This window comes from Streptomyces sp. NBC_01232 (genome assembly GCF_035989885.1).
Taxonomy (GTDB): Bacteria; Actinomycetota; Actinomycetes; order Streptomycetales; family Streptomycetaceae; genus Streptomyces.
Map to the genome: position 1 here is coordinate 8,347,134 of NZ_CP108518.1, position 17,158 is coordinate 8,364,291.

14 protein-coding genes are annotated in these 17,158 nt (G+C 73.4%); 8 read left to right on the forward strand and 6 right to left on the reverse strand.

The annotated features are described in order from the left end of the window. Positions 1-113: 113 nt before the first annotated feature. Positions 114-1,952 carry a serine/threonine-protein kinase gene (locus tag OG444_RS38370; protein WP_327266492.1) on the reverse strand — a complete coding sequence of 613 codons (1,839 nt, stop codon included), beginning with the start codon at positions 1,950-1,952 and terminating at the stop codon, positions 114-116. Positions 1,953-2,329: 377 nt separating this feature from the next. Here OG444_RS38370 and OG444_RS38375 point away from each other — a divergent pair, with 377 nt between their 5' ends. Together OG444_RS38375 and OG444_RS38380 are read left to right on the forward strand one after the other, a co-directional pair. Next, positions 2,330-4,174, forward strand: a complete 1,845-nt coding sequence (locus tag OG444_RS38375; RefSeq protein ID WP_327266493.1) for a VanW family protein — start codon at positions 2,330-2,332, stop codon at positions 4,172-4,174. Between the two features lie 122 nt (positions 4,175-4,296). Then, positions 4,297-6,984 (forward strand): SpoIIE family protein phosphatase, encoded by a 2,688-nt coding sequence (locus OG444_RS38380; RefSeq protein ID WP_405792298.1) that lies wholly within the window; start codon positions 4,297-4,299, stop codon positions 6,982-6,984. 72 nt (positions 6,985-7,056) lie between these two features. Here OG444_RS38380 and OG444_RS38385 read toward each other — a convergent pair whose 3' ends face one another. Further along, complete coding sequence (locus OG444_RS38385; protein WP_327266494.1) at positions 7,057-7,944, reverse strand: S41 family peptidase; 888 nt, start codon at positions 7,942-7,944, stop codon at positions 7,057-7,059. 129 nt (positions 7,945-8,073) lie between these two features. Between OG444_RS38385 and OG444_RS38390 the strand changes: the two genes are divergently transcribed. From OG444_RS38390 to OG444_RS38400, 3 genes are all read left to right on the forward strand, one after another. Next, on the forward strand, positions 8,074-9,075 hold the full coding sequence (locus OG444_RS38390) for an RNA ligase family protein (protein ID WP_327266495.1): 1,002 nt from the start codon (positions 8,074-8,076) through the stop codon (positions 9,073-9,075). A 29-nt stretch (positions 9,076-9,104) separates the two neighbouring features. Next, positions 9,105-9,605 (forward strand): hypothetical protein, encoded by a 501-nt coding sequence (locus OG444_RS38395; RefSeq protein ID WP_327266496.1) that lies wholly within the window; start codon positions 9,105-9,107, stop codon positions 9,603-9,605. Between the two features lie 117 nt (positions 9,606-9,722). Further along, the gene (locus tag OG444_RS38400) at positions 9,723-9,944 is read left to right on the forward strand and encodes a hypothetical protein (RefSeq protein WP_327266497.1); all 222 of its coding nucleotides are present in this window, start codon (positions 9,723-9,725) and stop codon (positions 9,942-9,944) included. Positions 9,945-9,956: 12 nt separating this feature from the next. On the opposite strand, the gene OG444_RS38405 is transcribed toward OG444_RS38400, so the two are convergent. Together OG444_RS38405 and OG444_RS38410 are read right to left on the reverse strand one after the other, a co-directional pair. Next, a complete protein-coding gene (locus OG444_RS38405; protein ID WP_327266498.1) occupies positions 9,957-10,811 on the reverse strand; it encodes a hypothetical protein in 855 nt (284 codons plus the stop codon). 77 nt (positions 10,812-10,888) lie between these two features. After that, positions 10,889-11,248 (reverse strand): hypothetical protein, encoded by a 360-nt coding sequence (locus OG444_RS38410; protein WP_327266499.1) that lies wholly within the window; start codon positions 11,246-11,248, stop codon positions 10,889-10,891. Positions 11,249-11,443: 195 nt separating this feature from the next. Between OG444_RS38410 and OG444_RS38415 the strand changes: the two genes are divergently transcribed. The 3 genes from OG444_RS38415 (at position 11,444) to OG444_RS38425 (ending at position 14,066) form a co-directional block, all read left to right on the forward strand. Then, positions 11,444-12,100: a DUF4232 domain-containing protein gene (locus OG444_RS38415; protein WP_327266500.1), complete on the forward strand. Its 657-nt coding sequence runs from the start codon at positions 11,444-11,446 to the stop codon at positions 12,098-12,100. 137 nt (positions 12,101-12,237) lie between these two features. After that, on the forward strand, positions 12,238-12,591 hold the full coding sequence (locus tag OG444_RS38420) for a hypothetical protein (RefSeq protein WP_327266501.1): 354 nt from the start codon (positions 12,238-12,240) through the stop codon (positions 12,589-12,591). 71 nt (positions 12,592-12,662) lie between these two features. Next, on the forward strand, positions 12,663-14,066 hold the full coding sequence (locus tag OG444_RS38425) for a pyridoxal phosphate-dependent decarboxylase family protein (protein ID WP_327266502.1): 1,404 nt from the start codon (positions 12,663-12,665) through the stop codon (positions 14,064-14,066). Here the strand turns inward: OG444_RS38425 and tap are convergent. After that, on the reverse strand, positions 14,063-16,519 hold the full coding sequence (gene tap / locus OG444_RS38430) for a telomere-associated protein Tap (RefSeq protein ID WP_327266503.1): 2,457 nt from the start codon (positions 16,517-16,519) through the stop codon (positions 14,063-14,065). The genes OG444_RS38425 and tap overlap by 4 nt on opposite strands. Then, positions 16,506-17,021, reverse strand: coding sequence for an effector-associated constant component EACC1 (locus tag OG444_RS38435; protein WP_327266504.1), 516 nt, complete (start codon positions 17,019-17,021; stop codon positions 16,506-16,508). The genes tap and OG444_RS38435 overlap by 14 nt, the downstream gene beginning before the upstream one ends. Positions 17,022-17,158: the final 137 nt, after the last annotated feature.

Here is a 17,158-nt window from a genome sequence, read left to right on the forward strand (position 1 = left end):
ACGGCGCAGAGTAGATCATCGGCCCGCCCGGTTCCTCCGCCGAAAGTCGTAGTCGTGGGGACCGTGGCCGGATGCTCCCGGCAGGCTCCGGAGGGTGACGACCGGGACGCCCGTCAGCTCTGTTTCGACCAGCGCTGCGACGCCTCCCCGCCGCACGTCTTCGTCACCAGGCCGCTGCTCATGCCGAGGTCGAGGCAGCCGCCGCTGAAGTCGTTGCGGAGGCTGCCGCCCGACCCCGTGCGCCACAGCCGGGCGGTGCCCTGACCGCAGTCGCCGACGAAGACGGCCTGGCCGAGCATATTGGCGTAAAGGCAGCCGCCGCTCTGCTGGTTGACGAGCTTGAAGCTGCCGTCCGCGCTGCCCTGTACGGTCCACCGGGCGCTCGCGTCCGCGCAGTCGCCGTGGTCCGAGGAGCCGAAGACCTGGGTGATGCACCTGCTGTTGTTGCCGTTGCGGAAGCGGTAGGTGCCGGACGCGGGAGGCACCGGGGGAGCCGGGGCCGTGGGCGCCGTGGACGTCCCGCCGTTGGAGGGGCGCGTACTGCCGGAGCCGCCCCCGTTCGCCGGGTTGCCGGAGTTGCCGGCGCTGCCCGAGCCGGGCTGGGTGCCGGGGCCGGTACCGGGGGCGGCGCCGCCGACGCCTGCGGCGGCCGCGGCCGGGGAGCTGCCCGTGGCTGCCTGCGCCGGGTCCTGGGCGGGCGGCTGCGCGGGTGACGCCGTACCCGAGGGGCCGCCGGCCGCTCCCGCTGCCGGGGCCGCCGGGTCGGCCGGCGCCGTGACCGTGGAGGAGGGGGAGTTGCCGGGTCCGGCCTGAGGCGCCGAGGTGTACGGCAGGTGCTGGACGGCAAGGGTCGTGCCGCCCGCGACCACGACGACGGGCAGGACGGCCAGGAAGACCCGGGTACGGCGACGGCGCTCGGGCCGTCCGGCTCCGGCACCGTCCGTGGCCGGGGGCGCGGGGGCGACGGGGGCCGCGGGCTCCGGATCCGGCTGTGCCTTCTCACCGGTGAGCGGAAGGGTCGGTACGTCGGCCTCCTGCACGTTCGCGGCGAAGGCGGCCCGCTCCGTCAGCCGCTCGGTGATCGCCTCCGGCCACAGCGGGGCGGCGAACGGGCCGTGCGCGCGGGCGCGTTCGAGGAGCTCGGCGGCGGTGGGGCGCCCCTCGGGATCCTTGTCGAGGCAGGCGGCGACGAGCTCGGCGAGGTCCGGCTCCAGCTCCCGCAACGGCTCCAGATCGGGCTCCTCGTGGACGATGCGGTACAGCACGCCGTGCCCCGACTCGTCGCCGAACGGCGGCTGGCCGCACGCCGCGTACGCGAGTACCGAGCCCAGCGCGAACACATCGGTGGCTCCGCTCAGCCGCCGCCTGCCCGAGGCCTGTTCGGGCGCCATGTAGGCGGGGGTGCCCACGACCATGCCGGTCCGGGTCAGCTGGCTCTGCTCGGCCGCCCGGGCCACGCCGAAGTCGATGAGGGTGAGCCCGTCCAGGGTCAGCATGACGTTGGACGGCTTGAGGTCCCGGTGCACCATGTCCAGCGCGTGCACCGCCGCCAGACCCGCCGAGGCCTCCCGCAGCAGCAGCCACAGGGCCCGCGCGGGCAGCGGCCCGCCGTGCAGGGCGATGGCCTCGCGCAGGGTGAGGCCGGGGATGTACGCGGTGGCGAACCACGGGGGACTGGCGCTGCGGTCGCTGTCGAGCAGCGGCGCGGTGGCGTCCGCGGGGAGCCGGGCGAGGTTGTCCAGCTCGTGCCCGAAGCGGCGCAGGAAGTCCTCGTCCTCACCCACGACGGAGGACAGGAGCTGCTTGACGGCGACGTACCGGCCTTCCCGGACTCCGAGGTACACCCGGCCCATGCCTCCGGCCCCGAGCCGCCCCGCCAGCGGAATGGACCCGATCCGGCGCGGATCCCCCGCCCCCAGCGGCTCGGCCCCGCTCCCCGTCAGCTCTAACACGTCAGCCCCGCTCGAACTAGAAACAGTTTCCAGAAATCTAACCCGGTGATCCCGAGACGGCAACGCCGGTGCGAAACCGCCGAGTTGATCCCGATTCCGGCCCGGAGCGGCCCCGCCCCGGCCGCGGGTTCCCGTCGCGCCCCCCGCCGCCGGCGCGCACGGGCCCGGCGTTTCGGCGGCGGGCGGCGCGTACGGCCTGCTGATCAGCGCGTGCGCGGGGGATACCGGGCGTGCACAGGCAGTGAGAATCGTGACAACTATTACATTCATCCCAAAATCGAACCCTCAGCAGGGATCATTAAGCCCCGTAATTGTCGTATATGGCTGCCTTTGCGGCCCGCGCCACCTGCTGGACCGGTCGGCGCTACGGGAGAGACATGGGACGCGTGCGCAGCTGGACGGGCAACCGACGGATCGCTCTGCCGCTGGCAGGGGGAGCCGTCGTACTCGGACTGGGCGGCCTCTACGGGACCGCGTTCGCGGTCGGTGGCGACATCGACCAGGGCACGCGGGTCCTGGGGGTGGACATCGGCGGCATGAGCCGGGCCGAGGCGCGCACCACGCTGACCAGGGAGCTCGGACCCGCCGCCGCGGCCCCGATCGCGATGCGGATCGGCGACCGCGTGGAGAAGGCCGATCCCGCCGCGCTCGGGCTCTCGCTCGACACCGACGCGACCGTGGACCGCGCCGTACGCAACGGATACGGTCCGGTCACGGTCATCGGCGGCCTCTTCTCCTCGGACGAGCGGGACCTGGCGCCCGTGATCCGCATGAACGAGCAGACGGCCCGCGCCGCGGTCGACCGCCTCGGCGCGACCACCGAGCAGCACGTCCGCGACGGCGTGATCGCGTTCGATGAGGGCACCGCGAAGGCCGTCGCGCCGCTCCCCGGGGTCGACCTCGTCGAGGACAAGGCCCTCGACACCCTCCGCAAGGCCTACCTGCGTCCGGATGCCGGCCCCGTCGTGCTGCCGGTCACGCGCACCGAGCCGCGCATCGGCGCCGAGGAGACCGGACGGGCCATGCGCCAGTTCGCCGAGCCCGCGATGTCCGGGCCCGTCACGCTCACCGTCGCCGGCAAGCGCATGTCCATACCCCCCGCCGTGCTCGGCGAGCACCTGAAGATGCGGGCCGACGGACAGGGCCGCCTCGTACCGGCCCTCGACTCCAAGAGCCTGCTCGCCGACCCGGCGGTGGCCCGCCCGATCGAAGAGGTCACCCGCGCGCCGCGCGACGCCGAGCCCCGCCTCGAAGCGGACGGCAGCGTGGTGATCGCCGACCAGGGCCTGGCGGGACGGAAGGTCACGCAGGAGGCGCTGGGCCGGGCCGTGCTGCCGCTGCTGACCCGCACGGGCGCCGCCCGCAGCGGCGAGGTCGCCACCGTGGCCGTCGAGCCGGACCTCACCAGCGCAGAGGCGCGGCGGCTGGGCATCAAGGAGAAGGTCTCCTCCTTCACCGTCGAATTCCCGGCCGCCCCCTACCGCACCACCAACGTCGGCCGCGCCGTCGAGCTGATCGACGGTTCCGTCGTCATGCCCGGCGAGGAGTGGAGCTTCAACCGCACGGTCGGTGAGCGCACCCCCGAGAACGGCTTCGTCGACGGCATCATGATCAACGACGGCCAGTACGTGAAGTCCCCCGGCGGCGGAGTCTCGGCGGTCGCCACCACCATGTTCAACGCGATGTTCTTCGCGGGCGTCAAGCCCGTCGAGTACGGCGCCCACTCCTTCTACATCGAGCGCTACCCCGAGGGCCGGGAGGCCACCGTGGCCTGGGGCACCCTCGACCTGCGCTGGATCAACGACTCCGGCCACCCCCTCTACATCCAGGCGAGCTCCACCGACACCTCGCTGACGATCACCCTCCTCGGCACGAAGAAGTACGACGAGATACGCGCGACCAAGGGGCCGCGGACCAACATCACGCCGCCCGCCCAGCGCACGGGCAGTGGTGAGACCTGCGAGGTCCAGACCCCGCTGGAGGGCTTCGACGTCACCGTCGGGCGCGTCTTCGTCCAGGGCGGCAAGGAAGTGCGGCGCGAGGACTTCAAGACCCACTACACGCCGCGCGACGAGGTCACCTGCACCCCGGAGGGCACCCCGGAAGGGGCTCCGGAGGCGACTCCCGGGGCCACTCCCGGCGCCACCCCGAAGCCCCCGCTGCCTTCGTCCGGTCCCGCCGCGAACGGCCTCCAGGCCGCGGCCGAGCGCCGCGCCGGCTGAAGCCGCCGGGGGACCAGGGGTGACAATCCGGGCGCGTATCGTGCACGCCGGGGGCCAGAGGGGCGCGGAGGTGCTACAACTGGGTTCGTGACCATTCCTCGCCACCCGTGCCGGGCACGTCGGTGCGGTCACTGCTAGGCAACCGGAAGAAGAGCGTCGCCGGACAGGTATTCGTCCTCCAGGTGGCGATCGTGGTGTTGCTCGCGGCCGGGGCGCTGCTGGCTCTGGTCCTCCAGTCGAAGCACGACACCGAACGCGAGGCGCGCAACCGGTCGGTGTCGGTCGCCGAGACCTTCGCCCACTCCCTGGGCCTCCAGGACACCCTCAAGACGTCCGATCCGTCCGCGACCCTCCAGCCGCTCGCCGAGGAGACGCGCAAGGCCGCCGGGGTCGACTTCATCGTCGTGATGGACACCAAGGGCATCCGGTACAGCCACCCCCAGCCCGACCGCATCGGGAAACGCTTCGTCGGGACGATCGAGCCCTCGCTCGCCGGCGAGGTCCACACCGAGAGCGTCGACGGACCGCTCGGCAAGGAGATCCAGGCCGTGGTGCCGGTCACCGCGCCCGACGGCAAGGTCGTCGCGCTCGTGTCGGCGGGCCTCACGGTCAAGAACGTCACCGGCGTGGTCGACCGCCAGCTCCCGGTCATCCTGCTGGCCATCGCCACCGGCCTCGCCCTGGCCACCGTCGGCACCGCGCTGATCAGCAGACGCCTGCGCCGCCAGACCCACGGGCTCGGCACGCAGGAGATGACCCGCATGTACGAGCACCACGACGCGGTGCTCCACGCGGTCCGCGAAGGCGTGCTGATCACCGACGGCGAAGGCCGCCTCCTGCTGGCGAACGACGAGGCCAAACGCCTCCTCGGGCTGCCGGAGGACGCCGACGGCCGCCACATCGCGGACGTACCGGGCCTGGACCGCCGGATGGCGGACCTGCTGCTCTCCTGCCGGGAGGCCACCGACGAGGTCCTGGAGTCCGGAGACAGGCTGCTCGTCGTCAACCAGCGGCCCACCCACCCCGGGGGCCGCCCGGAGGGCGCCGCCGTGACCATCCGGGACTCCACCGAGATGCAGGTCCTGACCAGCCGGGCGGAGACCGCCCGCCGGCGCCTGAAGCTGCTGTACGACGCGGGCGGCGACATCGGAACCAGCCTCGACGTGGTACGGACGGCCGAGGAACTCGCCGCCGTGGCCGTCCCCCGGTTCGCCGACTTCGTCACGGTCGACCTGGCCGACCAGGTCATCGACGGAGAGGAGCCCCGCGCGGGCTCCGACATGCGGCGCACCGCGGTCAGCGGCATCCGCTCCGACCACCCCCTCTACCCCGTCGGGCGGCTGATCGACTTCCTGCCCTCCACCCCCCAGGCGCGCGGCTACGGCACGGGCCGGGCCGAGCTGGTGCCCGACCTGGCCGACGCGCCCGGCTGGCAGGCCCAGGACCCGCCGCGCGCCCACGCCATCGTCGAGTACGGAATCCACTCGCTCATCGCGGCTCCGCTCATGGCCCGGGGCGTCGTCCTCGGGGTGGTCAACTTCTGGCGGTCGCAGAAGCAGGAGCCCTTCGACGAGGACGAGCTGTCCCTGGCCGAGGAACTCGTCGCCCGCGCGGCGGTCAGCATGGACAACGCGCGCCGCTACACCCGCGAACACGCCCTCGCCGTGACCCTCCAGCGCAGCCTGCTGCCGCGCGCCCTGCCCGAGCAGAGCGCCATGGACGTGGCGCACTTCTACCTGCCCGCGCAGTCCGGGGTCGGCGGGGACTGGTTCGACGTGATCCCGCTGGCGGGATGCCGCGTCGCCCTGGTCGTCGGAGACGTGGTCGGGCACGGGCTGCACGCCGCCGCCACCATGGGGCGGCTCCGTACGGCCGTGCACAACTTCTCCTCGCTCGACCTGCCGCCCGACGAGATCCTGGCCCGCCTGGACGACCTCGTACAGCGCATCGACCACGACGGGGAGGGCGCCGACGTGAACGGCGGCGTTCTGGGCGCGACCTGCCTGTACGCCGTCTACGACCCGGTGTCCCAGCGCTGCACGATGGCGCGCGCCGGCCACCTGCCACCCCTGGTGGTCGCCCCCGACGGCACCACGGAGATCGTGGAGCTGCCGGCCGGGCCCCCGCTGGGGCTGGGCGGCATGCCCTTCGAGACCGCGGAACTGGACCTCGCGGAGGGCAGCCAGCTGGTGCTCTACACGGACGGCCTGATCGAGGAGCGGACCCGGGACATCGGCGAGGGGCTGGAACTGCTGCGCGTGGCGCTCAGCCACCCCGACCGGGACCCGCACGAGAGCTGCCGGGCCGTGCTCGACATGCTGCTGCCGCCCCGGCCGACCGACGACGTGGCCCTGCTCATCGCGCGGACCCGGACGCTGGGGCCGGACCGGGTCGCGCAGTGGGACGTACCGTTCGAGCCGAGCGCGGTGGGCGCCATGCGCAACGCCGCGGCGAAGAAGCTCGACGAATGGGGTCTGGCGGACCTGGGCTTCGCCACGGAACTGATCCTCAGCGAACTGATCACCAACGCCCTGCGGCACGGCAGCGGGCCCGTCCGGGTACGGCTGCTCCACGACCACAACCTGACCTGCGAGGTGTGGGACGGCAGCAGCACCGCCCCCCACCTGCGCTACGCCGCCACCACCGACGAGGGCGGACGCGGCCTGTTCCTGGTCGCGCAGCTCAGCGAGCACTGGGGCACCCGCTACACACCCGAGGGCAAGGTCATCTGGGCGGAGCTGGCCCTGCCCGGTGGCGTGGGCGACAGCGAGGCCGCCCTCGCGGCATTCCTGGACGTGGACCCGATCTGACCGGTCCGGGGTTCGGGCCCGGCCCGGGCGCCCGGCTCCGGCCCGGCTCGGACGCCCGGCTCCGCGCCCGGTTCAGGCGCCCGGCCGGAAGGCCTTGAGCGCCGTCTCCAGCGCCTGCTCCGCCGGCACCCGGACGTCGGGAACGACCCCCACGCCCTCCCAGTTCCCGCCCGTGACGGTGTTGATCGTCCGAGCGGTCGGCACGGTCACCAGAACGTGCTCGGCGACCGCGTGCCGGGCCGTCGGATGGGCGCCGCCCCGGGTCGTCTCGCCCACGACGACGGCCCGCCCCTGCGCCTGCAGGGTGTACGCCACGTCCTCGCCCCCGGAGAAGGTGACCGCGCTCGTCAGGATGTGGACCGGCCGGTCCAGGTAGCGCGGTGCGGGAAGGTGCGCGACCGTCCAGAACTGGCGGGTCGTGTCCGAGGTCCGGTCGTAGATGTCGTGCAGGTGCACCTGGTCGTCGGGGAGGAAGTAGCTGCACCACATGGCGGCCCCCTCCGGCACCCCGCCGAGGCAGCCACGCAGGTCCAGTACGAGAGCGGAACTGTGAGCGACCAGCTGCATGGCCGCGCCGATCGCGCTCGCGCCCTCGGTGGCGCTCGCGATGCGCCGGAGCTCGATGAGCCCGATGTTCCCCTCCAGCCGCTCGACGCGCTGGATCCCCTGGTTCTCCGCCCGGAGCAGCGCCAGGAAGGCGGCCTCCCCGCCGTCGTCGTCCACCGGGTCCAGCGACTGCGGCTCGTCGGTCCACAGCAGGCGCAGGTGCTTGTCCGGGCAGACCTCCTGGAGGTGGGCGGTCACCGTCTCGCAGAGCTCCGGCCCGTCCAGGCCCTCATAGGCCCCCGCCGCGAGACGGCGCCGGATCTCGGCGTCGACGACCACGGTCTTGTCGGGGAAGACGTAGCCCGCGACGATCCGGTCCAGGGCACGTCCGATGATCTGTTCATTGGTAGGCATGAGGGGTCATGCTAGAGCGCCAACACCCCAGCGGCCAAAGGGTTTCCACCGGGCGCGACCAGGGCCGGGGCACACCCCCCCCGGAGTTAATCCGACGACCTTGACCGACGGGCTGACTACGATCGTGCGGTGCACCCCGAACCCCGTCCCTGGACCCCCTACCCGAAGATCCCCGCGAACACCCGGCTGGGCGAGGCCCGCGGGCGGAACTGGGTGGCCCACGAGAAGATCCACGGCGCCAATTTCGCCGTCGTGTGCGACGCGTCGGGCGCACGCCCCGCCAAGCGGCGCGAACTGCTCGAGGACGGCGGACTGGACGACTTCTTCGGCGTCGGCCGCATCTGGCCCGCCCTGGCCGTCGCCGCGACCCGCTGCGCACAGACTCTGCGCGAGGACACCGGAGCCCCGGCCTCCGCGGTCGTGACCGTCTACGGCGAACTCGCGGGCGGCCGCTACCCGCACCCCGGCGTACCGGCGACGCCCGGGGCCGAGCCCGTGCAGACCGGCGTCTGGTACGCGCCCGGACTGGTCTGGCTTCCCTTCGACGCCACCGTCGCCGATGCCGACGGCCCGTACTGGGTCGGCGACCGGACGCTGCGCGCTGCGGCGGCCGCGGCCGGGCTGCTCTGCGTCCCGCTGCTGGCCGAAGGCCCCCTCGCGCGCCTCCAGGAGCTCCCGGTGGTCTTCCCCACCCGGCTGCCCGGCCTGCTGGGCCTGCCCGCGCTCACCGGCAACCTCGCCGAGGGCATCGTGGTCAAACCCGCCGGGGGATCCCGCGAACCCGGTCGGCCGATGGCCAAGTTCAAGCAGCCCGCCTTCGCCGAGGACGAGCGGTTCGACGGCTCGCGCCCGTACGAGGCGCCCCCCGAAGGCGCCGCCGGAGTCCCCGGCTGGCTGCTCGCGCACGGCACCGGCCTGCTCACCCCGGCCCGGGCCGCCTCAGCGGTGAGCAAGCTCGGACCCCGTACCCCGCCGGAGGAACTCGCCGCCGAGATCGCCCGGGACGCGACCGAGGAGGTGGCGCAGGAGCTGGGCGGCCTGGACGGGGCGACGTACCGCGCACTGGAGGGATCCCTGCACGCCGGGGCCCTCTCCCTGGCCCGCTTCGACGCGGCCGACCGCCGCGTCTGACGCACGGAAGCACTGTGCATACTGCTGCCATGAAGTCCCCGCCCGCCGCGCGCATCCACCTGATGATCACCTTCGTCCTGGTGACGTGCGGCGTGGTCGGCGGAGCCTGCCTCGGCCTGCTCCTCTCCGGCAGGCTGATGGCCGTGGTCCTCGCGGCGGTGGCCGGACTCGGCGCGGGGCTGGGATCGTTCTTCTCCCGCCGGCAGGTCCTCGCCCTCTTCCGGCCCGATGCCGAGGCGGTTCCGGCCGACGGCTACGCCGAGGGCCTCGCCGACGCCGCGCTCGTCTGCATCGCCACGTACCAGGCGGCGGTCTTTCCCCTGACCGCCGAGGGGGTGAGCGAGGTCGAGCGGGAGGCCCGACGGAAGATGGCCTACCGGATCTCCGCCTACGAGGGCCTGCCGTACCCGGTACGGACCTCGGCGGCGGCCGCTCTCGAGGCCATCGACCAGGGCGTGGACCCCAAGCGGGCGGAGACCGCCATGAAGGCGCTCTGTCTCACCGTCTACGACAACCGCCGCGGCCGGTGACCCGGTCCTTTCACCTCATTGTGTGATCGGCTGGTCGGCAACGGTTGGGCCTCGGTCCGGCCTCCGGCAGTGGCCTGATGCGGATCATGGCGTTGTCCGGTTATGGAATCTGACGGGATGCTGTTCGCTCGGGCGCCGCTCGACGGTGTCGTCTGGCTCGACACACTGGTACACGATCCGGCCTGCGGCTCGTGTCCGCGCCTGCGGGGGGCGGGGGAGGACACCGAGGAGGCCGACGCCGACGGGATCCCGGTCCTGTCGGGCCGGGCCCGCAACTGGATGGTGGCCGCGTCCGCGGTCACGGTCGTATCGGCCGTGCTGACCGTCGTGGCGAACTGACGGCCCGGCGGGTCATCGACCGGACCGCAGGGCGAGGGTCCAGGTCCGGTGGGTGTGCTCGTCGGACCGGTCGGGGTGCCTTTCGGTGACCGTCACGGTGAGCTGGTCGCCGGTGAGGCGGAGCTCACCGTGGTAGCGCCAGACTTCTTCGGGGTCCACGGGCAGGAGCTCGGCGAGAACCGTGTCCCCGAGCCCGCGGTCCACGGCGCGCAGTACCCCGGCGTCGAGAATCAGGATCGTGCCGTCCGCCAGCACGAGCGGCTTCGGGGTCTGCGGGTCGGTGAGCAGCGGGCCGCGCTCGATGCCACCGCCCGGCAGCAGCCGGACCACCCGGCCGGTGGTGGGGAGGCGGCGGTCGGTCTCGACGACCCTGATGCCGGTCCCGACGACGTAGTGGCCGTAGCTGCGCCAGGTGTCGTACAGGGTGCCGTCGCGGTCGTACGCCCAGGTGTCGAAGACGTCGTAGCCCTCCAGACCGAGTACGAACCGCCCGCCGCCCAGGGCCGCGCCGCGCTCCCCGCGCAGTTCGGCGATCCGGCTGCCGTCCGCCAGGTCGAGCAGCACGGCCGGGCCGAGGTTGCCCCAGGCCGTGTACGCGAGGGAGTCAGTGGTGACCAGGACCCGGCCGCCCGAGATGTGGGCGGCGTTGGGGCGGCCGGAGCAGGCGGCGGTCCAGCGGGTGCGGCCGGAGCCGTCGATGCAGCTGATCTTCCCGGCGGTGCCGTGGATGCGCAGATCCTGGCGTCGGGCGAGCGGCAGGCCCGCGGGACGGGACGGACCGCCGGGCGGCAGACCGTCCTTGCGCTCGTGCCCCAGCACCGTGACGCGCCATGCGTCGGCACGGCCGGCCTCCTCGGATCTCCCCATGGGCCCAGATGCTAACGACTCGTTCCGGGGGACGCGTGGCCCAGGCCCCGATCGCCCCGGTCGGGAATCGTCCCCTGTCACCAGACGACGATCCCGCCGCCCTCGGCCTTGGCCCGCAGTGCGGCGGCGACGATGTTGTCGAAGCGCTCGGCGACGTATTCGGCGTGGTAACCGCCCTGCCCGGCGAGGTGGTCGAGGTGCGGACGGACCGCCTCGCACTCGGCGAGGAACTCGTCGATCTCGTCGCGCTCCACGTAGAGGTTGTCCCCGTCGAGCCGTGGGAAGAACCGGGCGCCCAGGGCCCGGATCGCCCCGGATCCCCACAACCGGGTCCGGGTGCTCTCGAATCCGGCCAGCGTGTCGCCGTACTCGGGGTCCTCCAGGAAGTCGTGGCCGCCGTCGGCGTCGTAGACAAAGGTGTGCACGAGGAGACTCATGGTCCGATTCTCCGGAGCACGAGCACGCCATGTCGAACGCATTGGCGATGCTGCTCCGGACCGCGTCCGGCCGTCATCGTGGTCGAGTCGGCAACACACCGTCACCAAGCTGTGAAGGTTGTGCGGGACGCTGGTGCTCATCCAGTTCGGCCCAGCCCGGCGCGTTCCGCGCTTCTCCTCAGGGGGACCACCATCATGAGCACTGTTCGCAAGGCCGCCATCGCCCTCGCCGCCGCATCCGCACTGGCCCTGACGGCCTGTGGGCCCACCGAGGACGGCGCGGCGGGCGGGGCCGGGACGCCGACCGCGAGCCCCACCGGGAGCGTGAGCGCGGGCCCGTCCACGAGCCCGGCCCCGGGTGCGTCGAAGTCCGCCGCGCCGTCCAAGCCCGCGACCCCGTCCAAGGCGCCGGCGCCCGGCTCGACCGACCCCGACTTCGACGTCTTCCCGTGCAGCACCTTCGACGTGAAGTTCACCGCGACCCTGGCCGAACCCACGACCAGCAGCTACCTGCTGAAGATCACCAACAAGAGCTCCAAGGCGTGCCGGGTACTGGGGCATCCGGTCGTGACCTTCGGCGACCTGGACGGCCAGGCCACGGAGCGCGGCGCAGCCCCCGGTATCGAGGACGCGATCCGGCTGGAACCGGGGCAGTCGGCCTACGCCGGGCTCATGGGCGGCGCAAAGGACGGCAAGGGCAAGACCGTCGACTCGATCGAGATGACCATGAACACGGAGTCCGACCTGAAGCAGACTCCGCTGAAGGCGTCGACCCCCGGCCTGAACGTCTCACCCGACAAGAACTCCGTGACCGCCTGGATGAACAACGCGGAGGACGCACTGAGCCTGTAGGTCCGCTCCGCGGTCCGGGTGACGGGCCCGGCACACCGGCATTCATCCGGTCGGCCGAGCAACGGAGGCCACGCGCGCCCGACCGGGTCAGGCTGTGGTCAAGGACCGTCACCACCGCACAGACGAGGACCGAGCCCATGTCCCACAGCCGACGACGTATCAGCATCATCGCGGGCGTCGCAGCACTGCTGCTGACCGCCAGCGCCTGCTCGGGCCTGGGCCGGAGCACCGTCGGCATGCTGAGCTTCCGCGGGCACGACTCGCCGGTGGAGCTGAGCTACTCCAACACGCTGGTCGTCGGCTGCCACAAGATCGGCATCCCGGAGGGTGCCACGCACGTCGAGAACAACACCCTCGTCGACATCGTGCTGTACCGGACGGACAACTGCCAGGAGCCCGAGGGGGCCGACGGGATCTATGTGGCCACGACCCTCTCCAACGTGACGGCTCCCGTCAGCAGGCCCTGGCGCAGCTTCAGCGTGATCCACTGACCCGCAGACCCGACCGCCGCCCGTCGGCCCGCCGCTTGCGGGTGGGCGGCGGCTGTCCCATAGTCCGAGGTATGGACGAGCGCGAGGCGGCGCTCCGACAGGCGCACGGTCATGCCGTCCGCTGGCTGGCCAGCCTGTCCGACCGCCCGGTTCCCGCCCGCGCCCCGGTCGACGAGATCGTGGGCGCGCTCGGCAGCGAGCTGCCCGACGCACCCAGCAGGCCCTCCGAGGTCGTCGACCTGCTGGCCACGGCCTGTGAGCCCGGGCTCACCGCGTTCCCCAGCGGCCGCTTCTACGGCTTCGTGGTCGGCGGCACCGAGCCGGCCGCACTCGCCGCGGACTGGCTGGTCAGCGCCTGGGACCAGAACTGCGTCATGCGCGCGGTCTCGCCCGCCTACACCGCGGTGGAGGAGATCGCCGCAACCTGGCTGCTCGACCTCCTCGGCCTGCCGCCCGACAGCGCCGTCGGCTTCACCACCGGCGCCACCATGGCGAACTTCACCTGCCTCGCCGCCGGGCGCGACGCCCTGCTGCGGGGCGCCGGCCACGACATCGCCCGCGACGGACTCGCCGGCGGGCCGCCCGTACGCGTCGTCGCGGGCCGGGACCGCCACATGGCCATCGACCTGGCCCTGCGCTACCTCGGGCTCGGCCGCCCCGAACTCGTGCGGGCGGACGACCAGGGACGCATCGACCCCGACGCCCTGCGCGACACCCTGACGCACCGCGCTCCCGGACCCACGATCGTGATCCTCCAGGCCGGGGACATCCACTCCGGCGCCTTCGACCCCTTCGACGCGGCGATCCGTGCCGCGCGCGACGCCGGGGCATGGGTGCACGTGGACGGCGCCTTCGGCCTGTGGGCAGCCGCCTCCCCGGCCCACGCCCACCTCACCGACGGCTGCGCGGGGGCGGACTCCTGGGCCACGGACGCGCACAAGACCCTGAACGTCCCCTACGACTGCGGCCTGGCCGTCGTCCGCGACCCCTCCGCCCTCCGGTCGGCGATGGGCCTGCAGGGCGACTACCTCATCCAGCACGAACACGGCGACCCCGTCGACAAGGTCCCCGAACTCTCCCGCCGCGGACGGGCCTTCCCCGTATGGGCCGCGCTCAGGTCGCTGGGCCGCTCGGGCGTGGCCGACCTCGTCGACCGGCTGTGCCGGCACGCCCGCGCCTTCGCCACCGGCATCGCCGCCATCGACGGCGCGACCGTCCTCAACGAGGTGGCCTTCACCCAGGTCTGCGCCGAGTTCGGCGACGACGAACGCACGGACCGGGTACTCGCCCGCCTCCTCGACGAGGGCACGGCGTGGATCAGCGGCTCCACCTGGCACGGCCGCCGGGTCATGCGCATCTCCGTGAGCAACTGGTCGACGACCGACGAGGACGTCGCGCGCACCCTCGACGCGATCCGCGGCGCGTCCCAGGGATCCGGCGGGACCCGAGACGGCGAGGGCCCCGCCCGTGCCTAACTCACGCCGTCCGCGATGTGGTGCGCGATGTTGACGTCCGGCCCGTGGGCCGCGCGCAGGTCCTCGGCCCATGCCGTACTCCGCGTACCCGCGTACGTGACCCACCCCGGCGTGACGCCCAGTCGGAAGCCCCCGGGGAGCGGCTCGCCCTCCGGTGTGCGGGGAAGGAAGTCCAGCGGTGAGGGGCCGTCCGACGCGTACACGACGCAGTCGGCGGCGACCGCCAGCGGGAACAGGTCCGCCTCCCGCGCCACCTTGAGCATCTTGCGGTGCGTGTTGACCCGGGCCGTCGCCCCGACGGCGGCCCGGATGTCCGGCCGCCGGGCCGGGCGTGGCGGGGCCGCCCCGTACGGACGCCCAGCGAGCATGTCCAGACCGCCCTCGGCGGTCGCCTCGATCGCGCCGAGAACGGCGGCCGCTCCGGGATCGATCCGCGCGCTGCGGGCCATGGCGTCCAGGAACTCCTTGCCGGTGAGACCAGGGGTCACGCCGAGATCGGCCATGGTGGCCAGATAGCCGTTCCGCAGCCGTTTGTACCAGGCGTCCAGGTAGCCGCCGCTGCGGGTACGGACGTACGCCTCGAGGGGGTGGACGGCGAAGCCCAGCTCCACCGCGTAGGCGAGCGTCGGGGTGGTGTACCAGGCCGCGCCAGCCGGGGCCCGGCCGTGCGGGGTGAACGGGGAGGGCAGGCGCGCGTCGAGGGCGATGTGGGACAGGTCCACGAGCCAGCTGCCGGGCAGGGTCTTGTCGAAGCGCGGCCGCTCGACGTGGACAGGGGCGCCCTGCCCCACCCTCAGCCGGTTCGCCGCCGAGGCCAGCATCATGTTCACCCTAATGCCGACCACGTGCGGTGCGCGGAGCTCGGCGGCGGTCGGCGGACGCGACCAGGAGTGCGTTTCCTCCCGCAACACCCGGTCCGGTTCGCGCAGGTGGGAGCCGGGACGGTCGCCCACCGGCACGGGGTGTCCGTCCGGGTCCTCGCACGGAGCCAAGTCCACCACTTCCGTCAGCGCACCCGGATTGGGCGCGGACACCCAGGCTCCGGTCCGCTTCTCCCGGACGGCACGGGTCGGCGGCCGCAGCGCGGTCATGAGCTCCAGGCCCGTGTCGGCGGGCGAGCCGCACGGGGTGATGACGCGCTCGGCATAGGTGCCGAGCACCCGGGCGACCTCCGCGGGCGGGCGCTGTGCGGTCCCGCCCCAGTGGCGGGGGTCGAGCGCGCCCCAGGGCAGCACGCACAGCTGCACCCACTGCCGTCGGCCCCCGGCGCCGGAGCGGTACAGCCGGGTCCAGGCACCGACGCCGGGCCCCGCCGGCTGCCAGCCCGCCCGCCGAAGCCGCACGACGGCCTCGTGTTCGTCCGGAAGGCACCGGGAACCGCCGTCCGGGCGGGCCGGGAGGCCGAACCGTCCGGCGCCGGTGTCGGTGAGGACCAACAGGGGACCGGCGTCCTCGCCGTGGCGGTTCAGCCGTGCCACGCCGAGCCCCGCCCGGGCCGTCGCCCACTCCAGGAGCGCGTCGAGCGTGGTGGCGGGGGAGTGCAGCACGCGGCCTTCCGCGCCGTACGCCCGTACCCGGCCCTCCTCGGCGTCGATGACGGCGAGCGGCCCGTTCCCGAATCGGGATGCCGTGGTGTCGGGGAGGGCGGCCCGGTTACGGAGGCGGATCCGGGCGGCCACGGCGTTCTGGGCGAACTGCTGGGGTTCGGGGCTGCCGCGCTCGCGCATCCGGCGCCGTACGGAGCGCCAGGCGTCCTCCAGGCTCAACTCCGGCCCACCGTCCGCGATGCCGCGCTCCAGCAGGGCGATCAGCTCACCGGTGAACTCCGGGAACCGGGCACCCGGCGGGACGAAGGAGCGCCGCGTCGGCGGAGCCGAGGTCAGCACGCAGTCCCCGTAGTCGTCCGCGTCGGGCACCTGCACTGCGCCGTCACCGCCGCCCCCGTCCGGGTGCTCGGCCTCCTCCAGGGCGTGGGCGAGATCGACACGGGTGGGGACGCCGGCGCCCGACATCGCACCCGCCAGGCCGCTGTAGCAGCAGTCGAGCACCGTCACCCGGTGCCGCGCCCGGTAGCCGGCCTGCCGCAGCACATCGCGCAGCATCCGGTACGGCAGCGTCCCGATCTGCGGATGGTCCGCATCCGCCTCGGCCAGCGCCAGGTACAACCGCTCGTCGCGGTCGCGCAGCCCGTGCCCGGCGAAGTACACGAAGAGCGTCTCCGTGGCCTCCAGGGCCGCGTCACGCACCGCGCCCAGCACCTGGGAGACGGAAGCGTCCGCGCCCAGCACGGTGACGTGCGCGGCGGGCAGCCCCCAGACGGAGGGATCCCGCAGCAGATCGGCGAGGCGCCGTGCCCCGGCCGCCGCCGCGGGCAGGGGCTCCAGGTCCGGGTGGGTGAATCCGTCGATCCCGATCAGTACCGCCCGGCTCTCGACCGGGTCAGGAACCGGCACCGTGGGCATCCTCGGACGTGCCCTCCGGCGTTCGCCCTGAGACATCCGGGGCGTCGGCGGCATCCTCGGCATCCGGGGTGCCCGCGGCATCCGGTGCCGGCCGTCCCGCCGCCAGGGCGCGCGCGATGCGGGCCGCGTCCTGCGGCGTACCGTCCTCGACGACCACACGGACACCGTCGTACTCGACCACCAGTCGCGATCCGGCGCGCAGCCGGGGCGGCAGCGAGGCGCGGAACGTCCGGTGTGCGTACACCAGCGCCGTGGCGGAGAAGCCGGACGAGACCGCGAGGCTGATCCACTCGACCACATCGCCACCCGACATGGCTCCGCCCGGGGCCGCCGCGCGGACGCGGTGAACGGCCGCGTGCCGGGAGACGTCGCGGTCCTGGGCCAGCCAGTCGGCGAAGTCCCCGGTGAGCCGGGTTCGTTCGGTGGGTCCGGCGACGTCGGCCGCACCCGGGCCCCCGTCACCGGACTCGATCCGCACACGCATGCCAGCCATCCCCGGTCCCCCTGCTTCCGATACTTCCAACTGCCCTGCGCACACTGCCGCAAGCCGATCTCACCTTAACCGTGCGGATCTTGTGGCGGTGTACGAGGCCGGAAGTGCGCAGCGGGAACGGCTTGACCCCGACCCGC

What these genes read in the sequence shown, in the direction of transcription:
- OG444_RS38420 (WP_327266501.1), top strand. Translation starts at nt 12,238, where the DNA reads ATGTCCCACAGCCGACGACGTATCAGCATCATCGCGGGCGTCGCAGCA.
- OG444_RS38385 (WP_327266494.1), bottom strand. Translation starts at nt 7,944, where the DNA reads ATGCCTACCAATGAACAGATCATCGGACGTGCCCTGGACCGGATCGTC.
- OG444_RS38425 (WP_327266502.1), top strand. Translation starts at nt 12,663, where the DNA reads ATGGACGAGCGCGAGGCGGCGCTCCGACAGGCGCACGGTCATGCCGTC.
- OG444_RS38400 (WP_327266497.1), top strand. Translation starts at nt 9,723, where the DNA reads ATGCTGTTCGCTCGGGCGCCGCTCGACGGTGTCGTCTGGCTCGACACA.
- OG444_RS38375 (WP_327266493.1), top strand. Translation starts at nt 2,330, where the DNA reads ATGGGACGCGTGCGCAGCTGGACGGGCAACCGACGGATCGCTCTGCCG.
- OG444_RS38395 (WP_327266496.1), top strand. Translation starts at nt 9,105, where the DNA reads ATGAAGTCCCCGCCCGCCGCGCGCATCCACCTGATGATCACCTTCGTC.
- OG444_RS38415 (WP_327266500.1), top strand. Translation starts at nt 11,444, where the DNA reads ATGAGCACTGTTCGCAAGGCCGCCATCGCCCTCGCCGCCGCATCCGCA.
- OG444_RS38405 (WP_327266498.1), bottom strand. Translation starts at nt 10,811, where the DNA reads ATGGGGAGATCCGAGGAGGCCGGCCGTGCCGACGCATGGCGCGTCACG.
- OG444_RS38410 (WP_327266499.1), bottom strand. Translation starts at nt 11,248, where the DNA reads ATGAGTCTCCTCGTGCACACCTTTGTCTACGACGCCGACGGCGGCCAC.
- OG444_RS38435 (WP_327266504.1), bottom strand. Translation starts at nt 17,021, where the DNA reads ATGGCTGGCATGCGTGTGCGGATCGAGTCCGGTGACGGGGGCCCGGGT.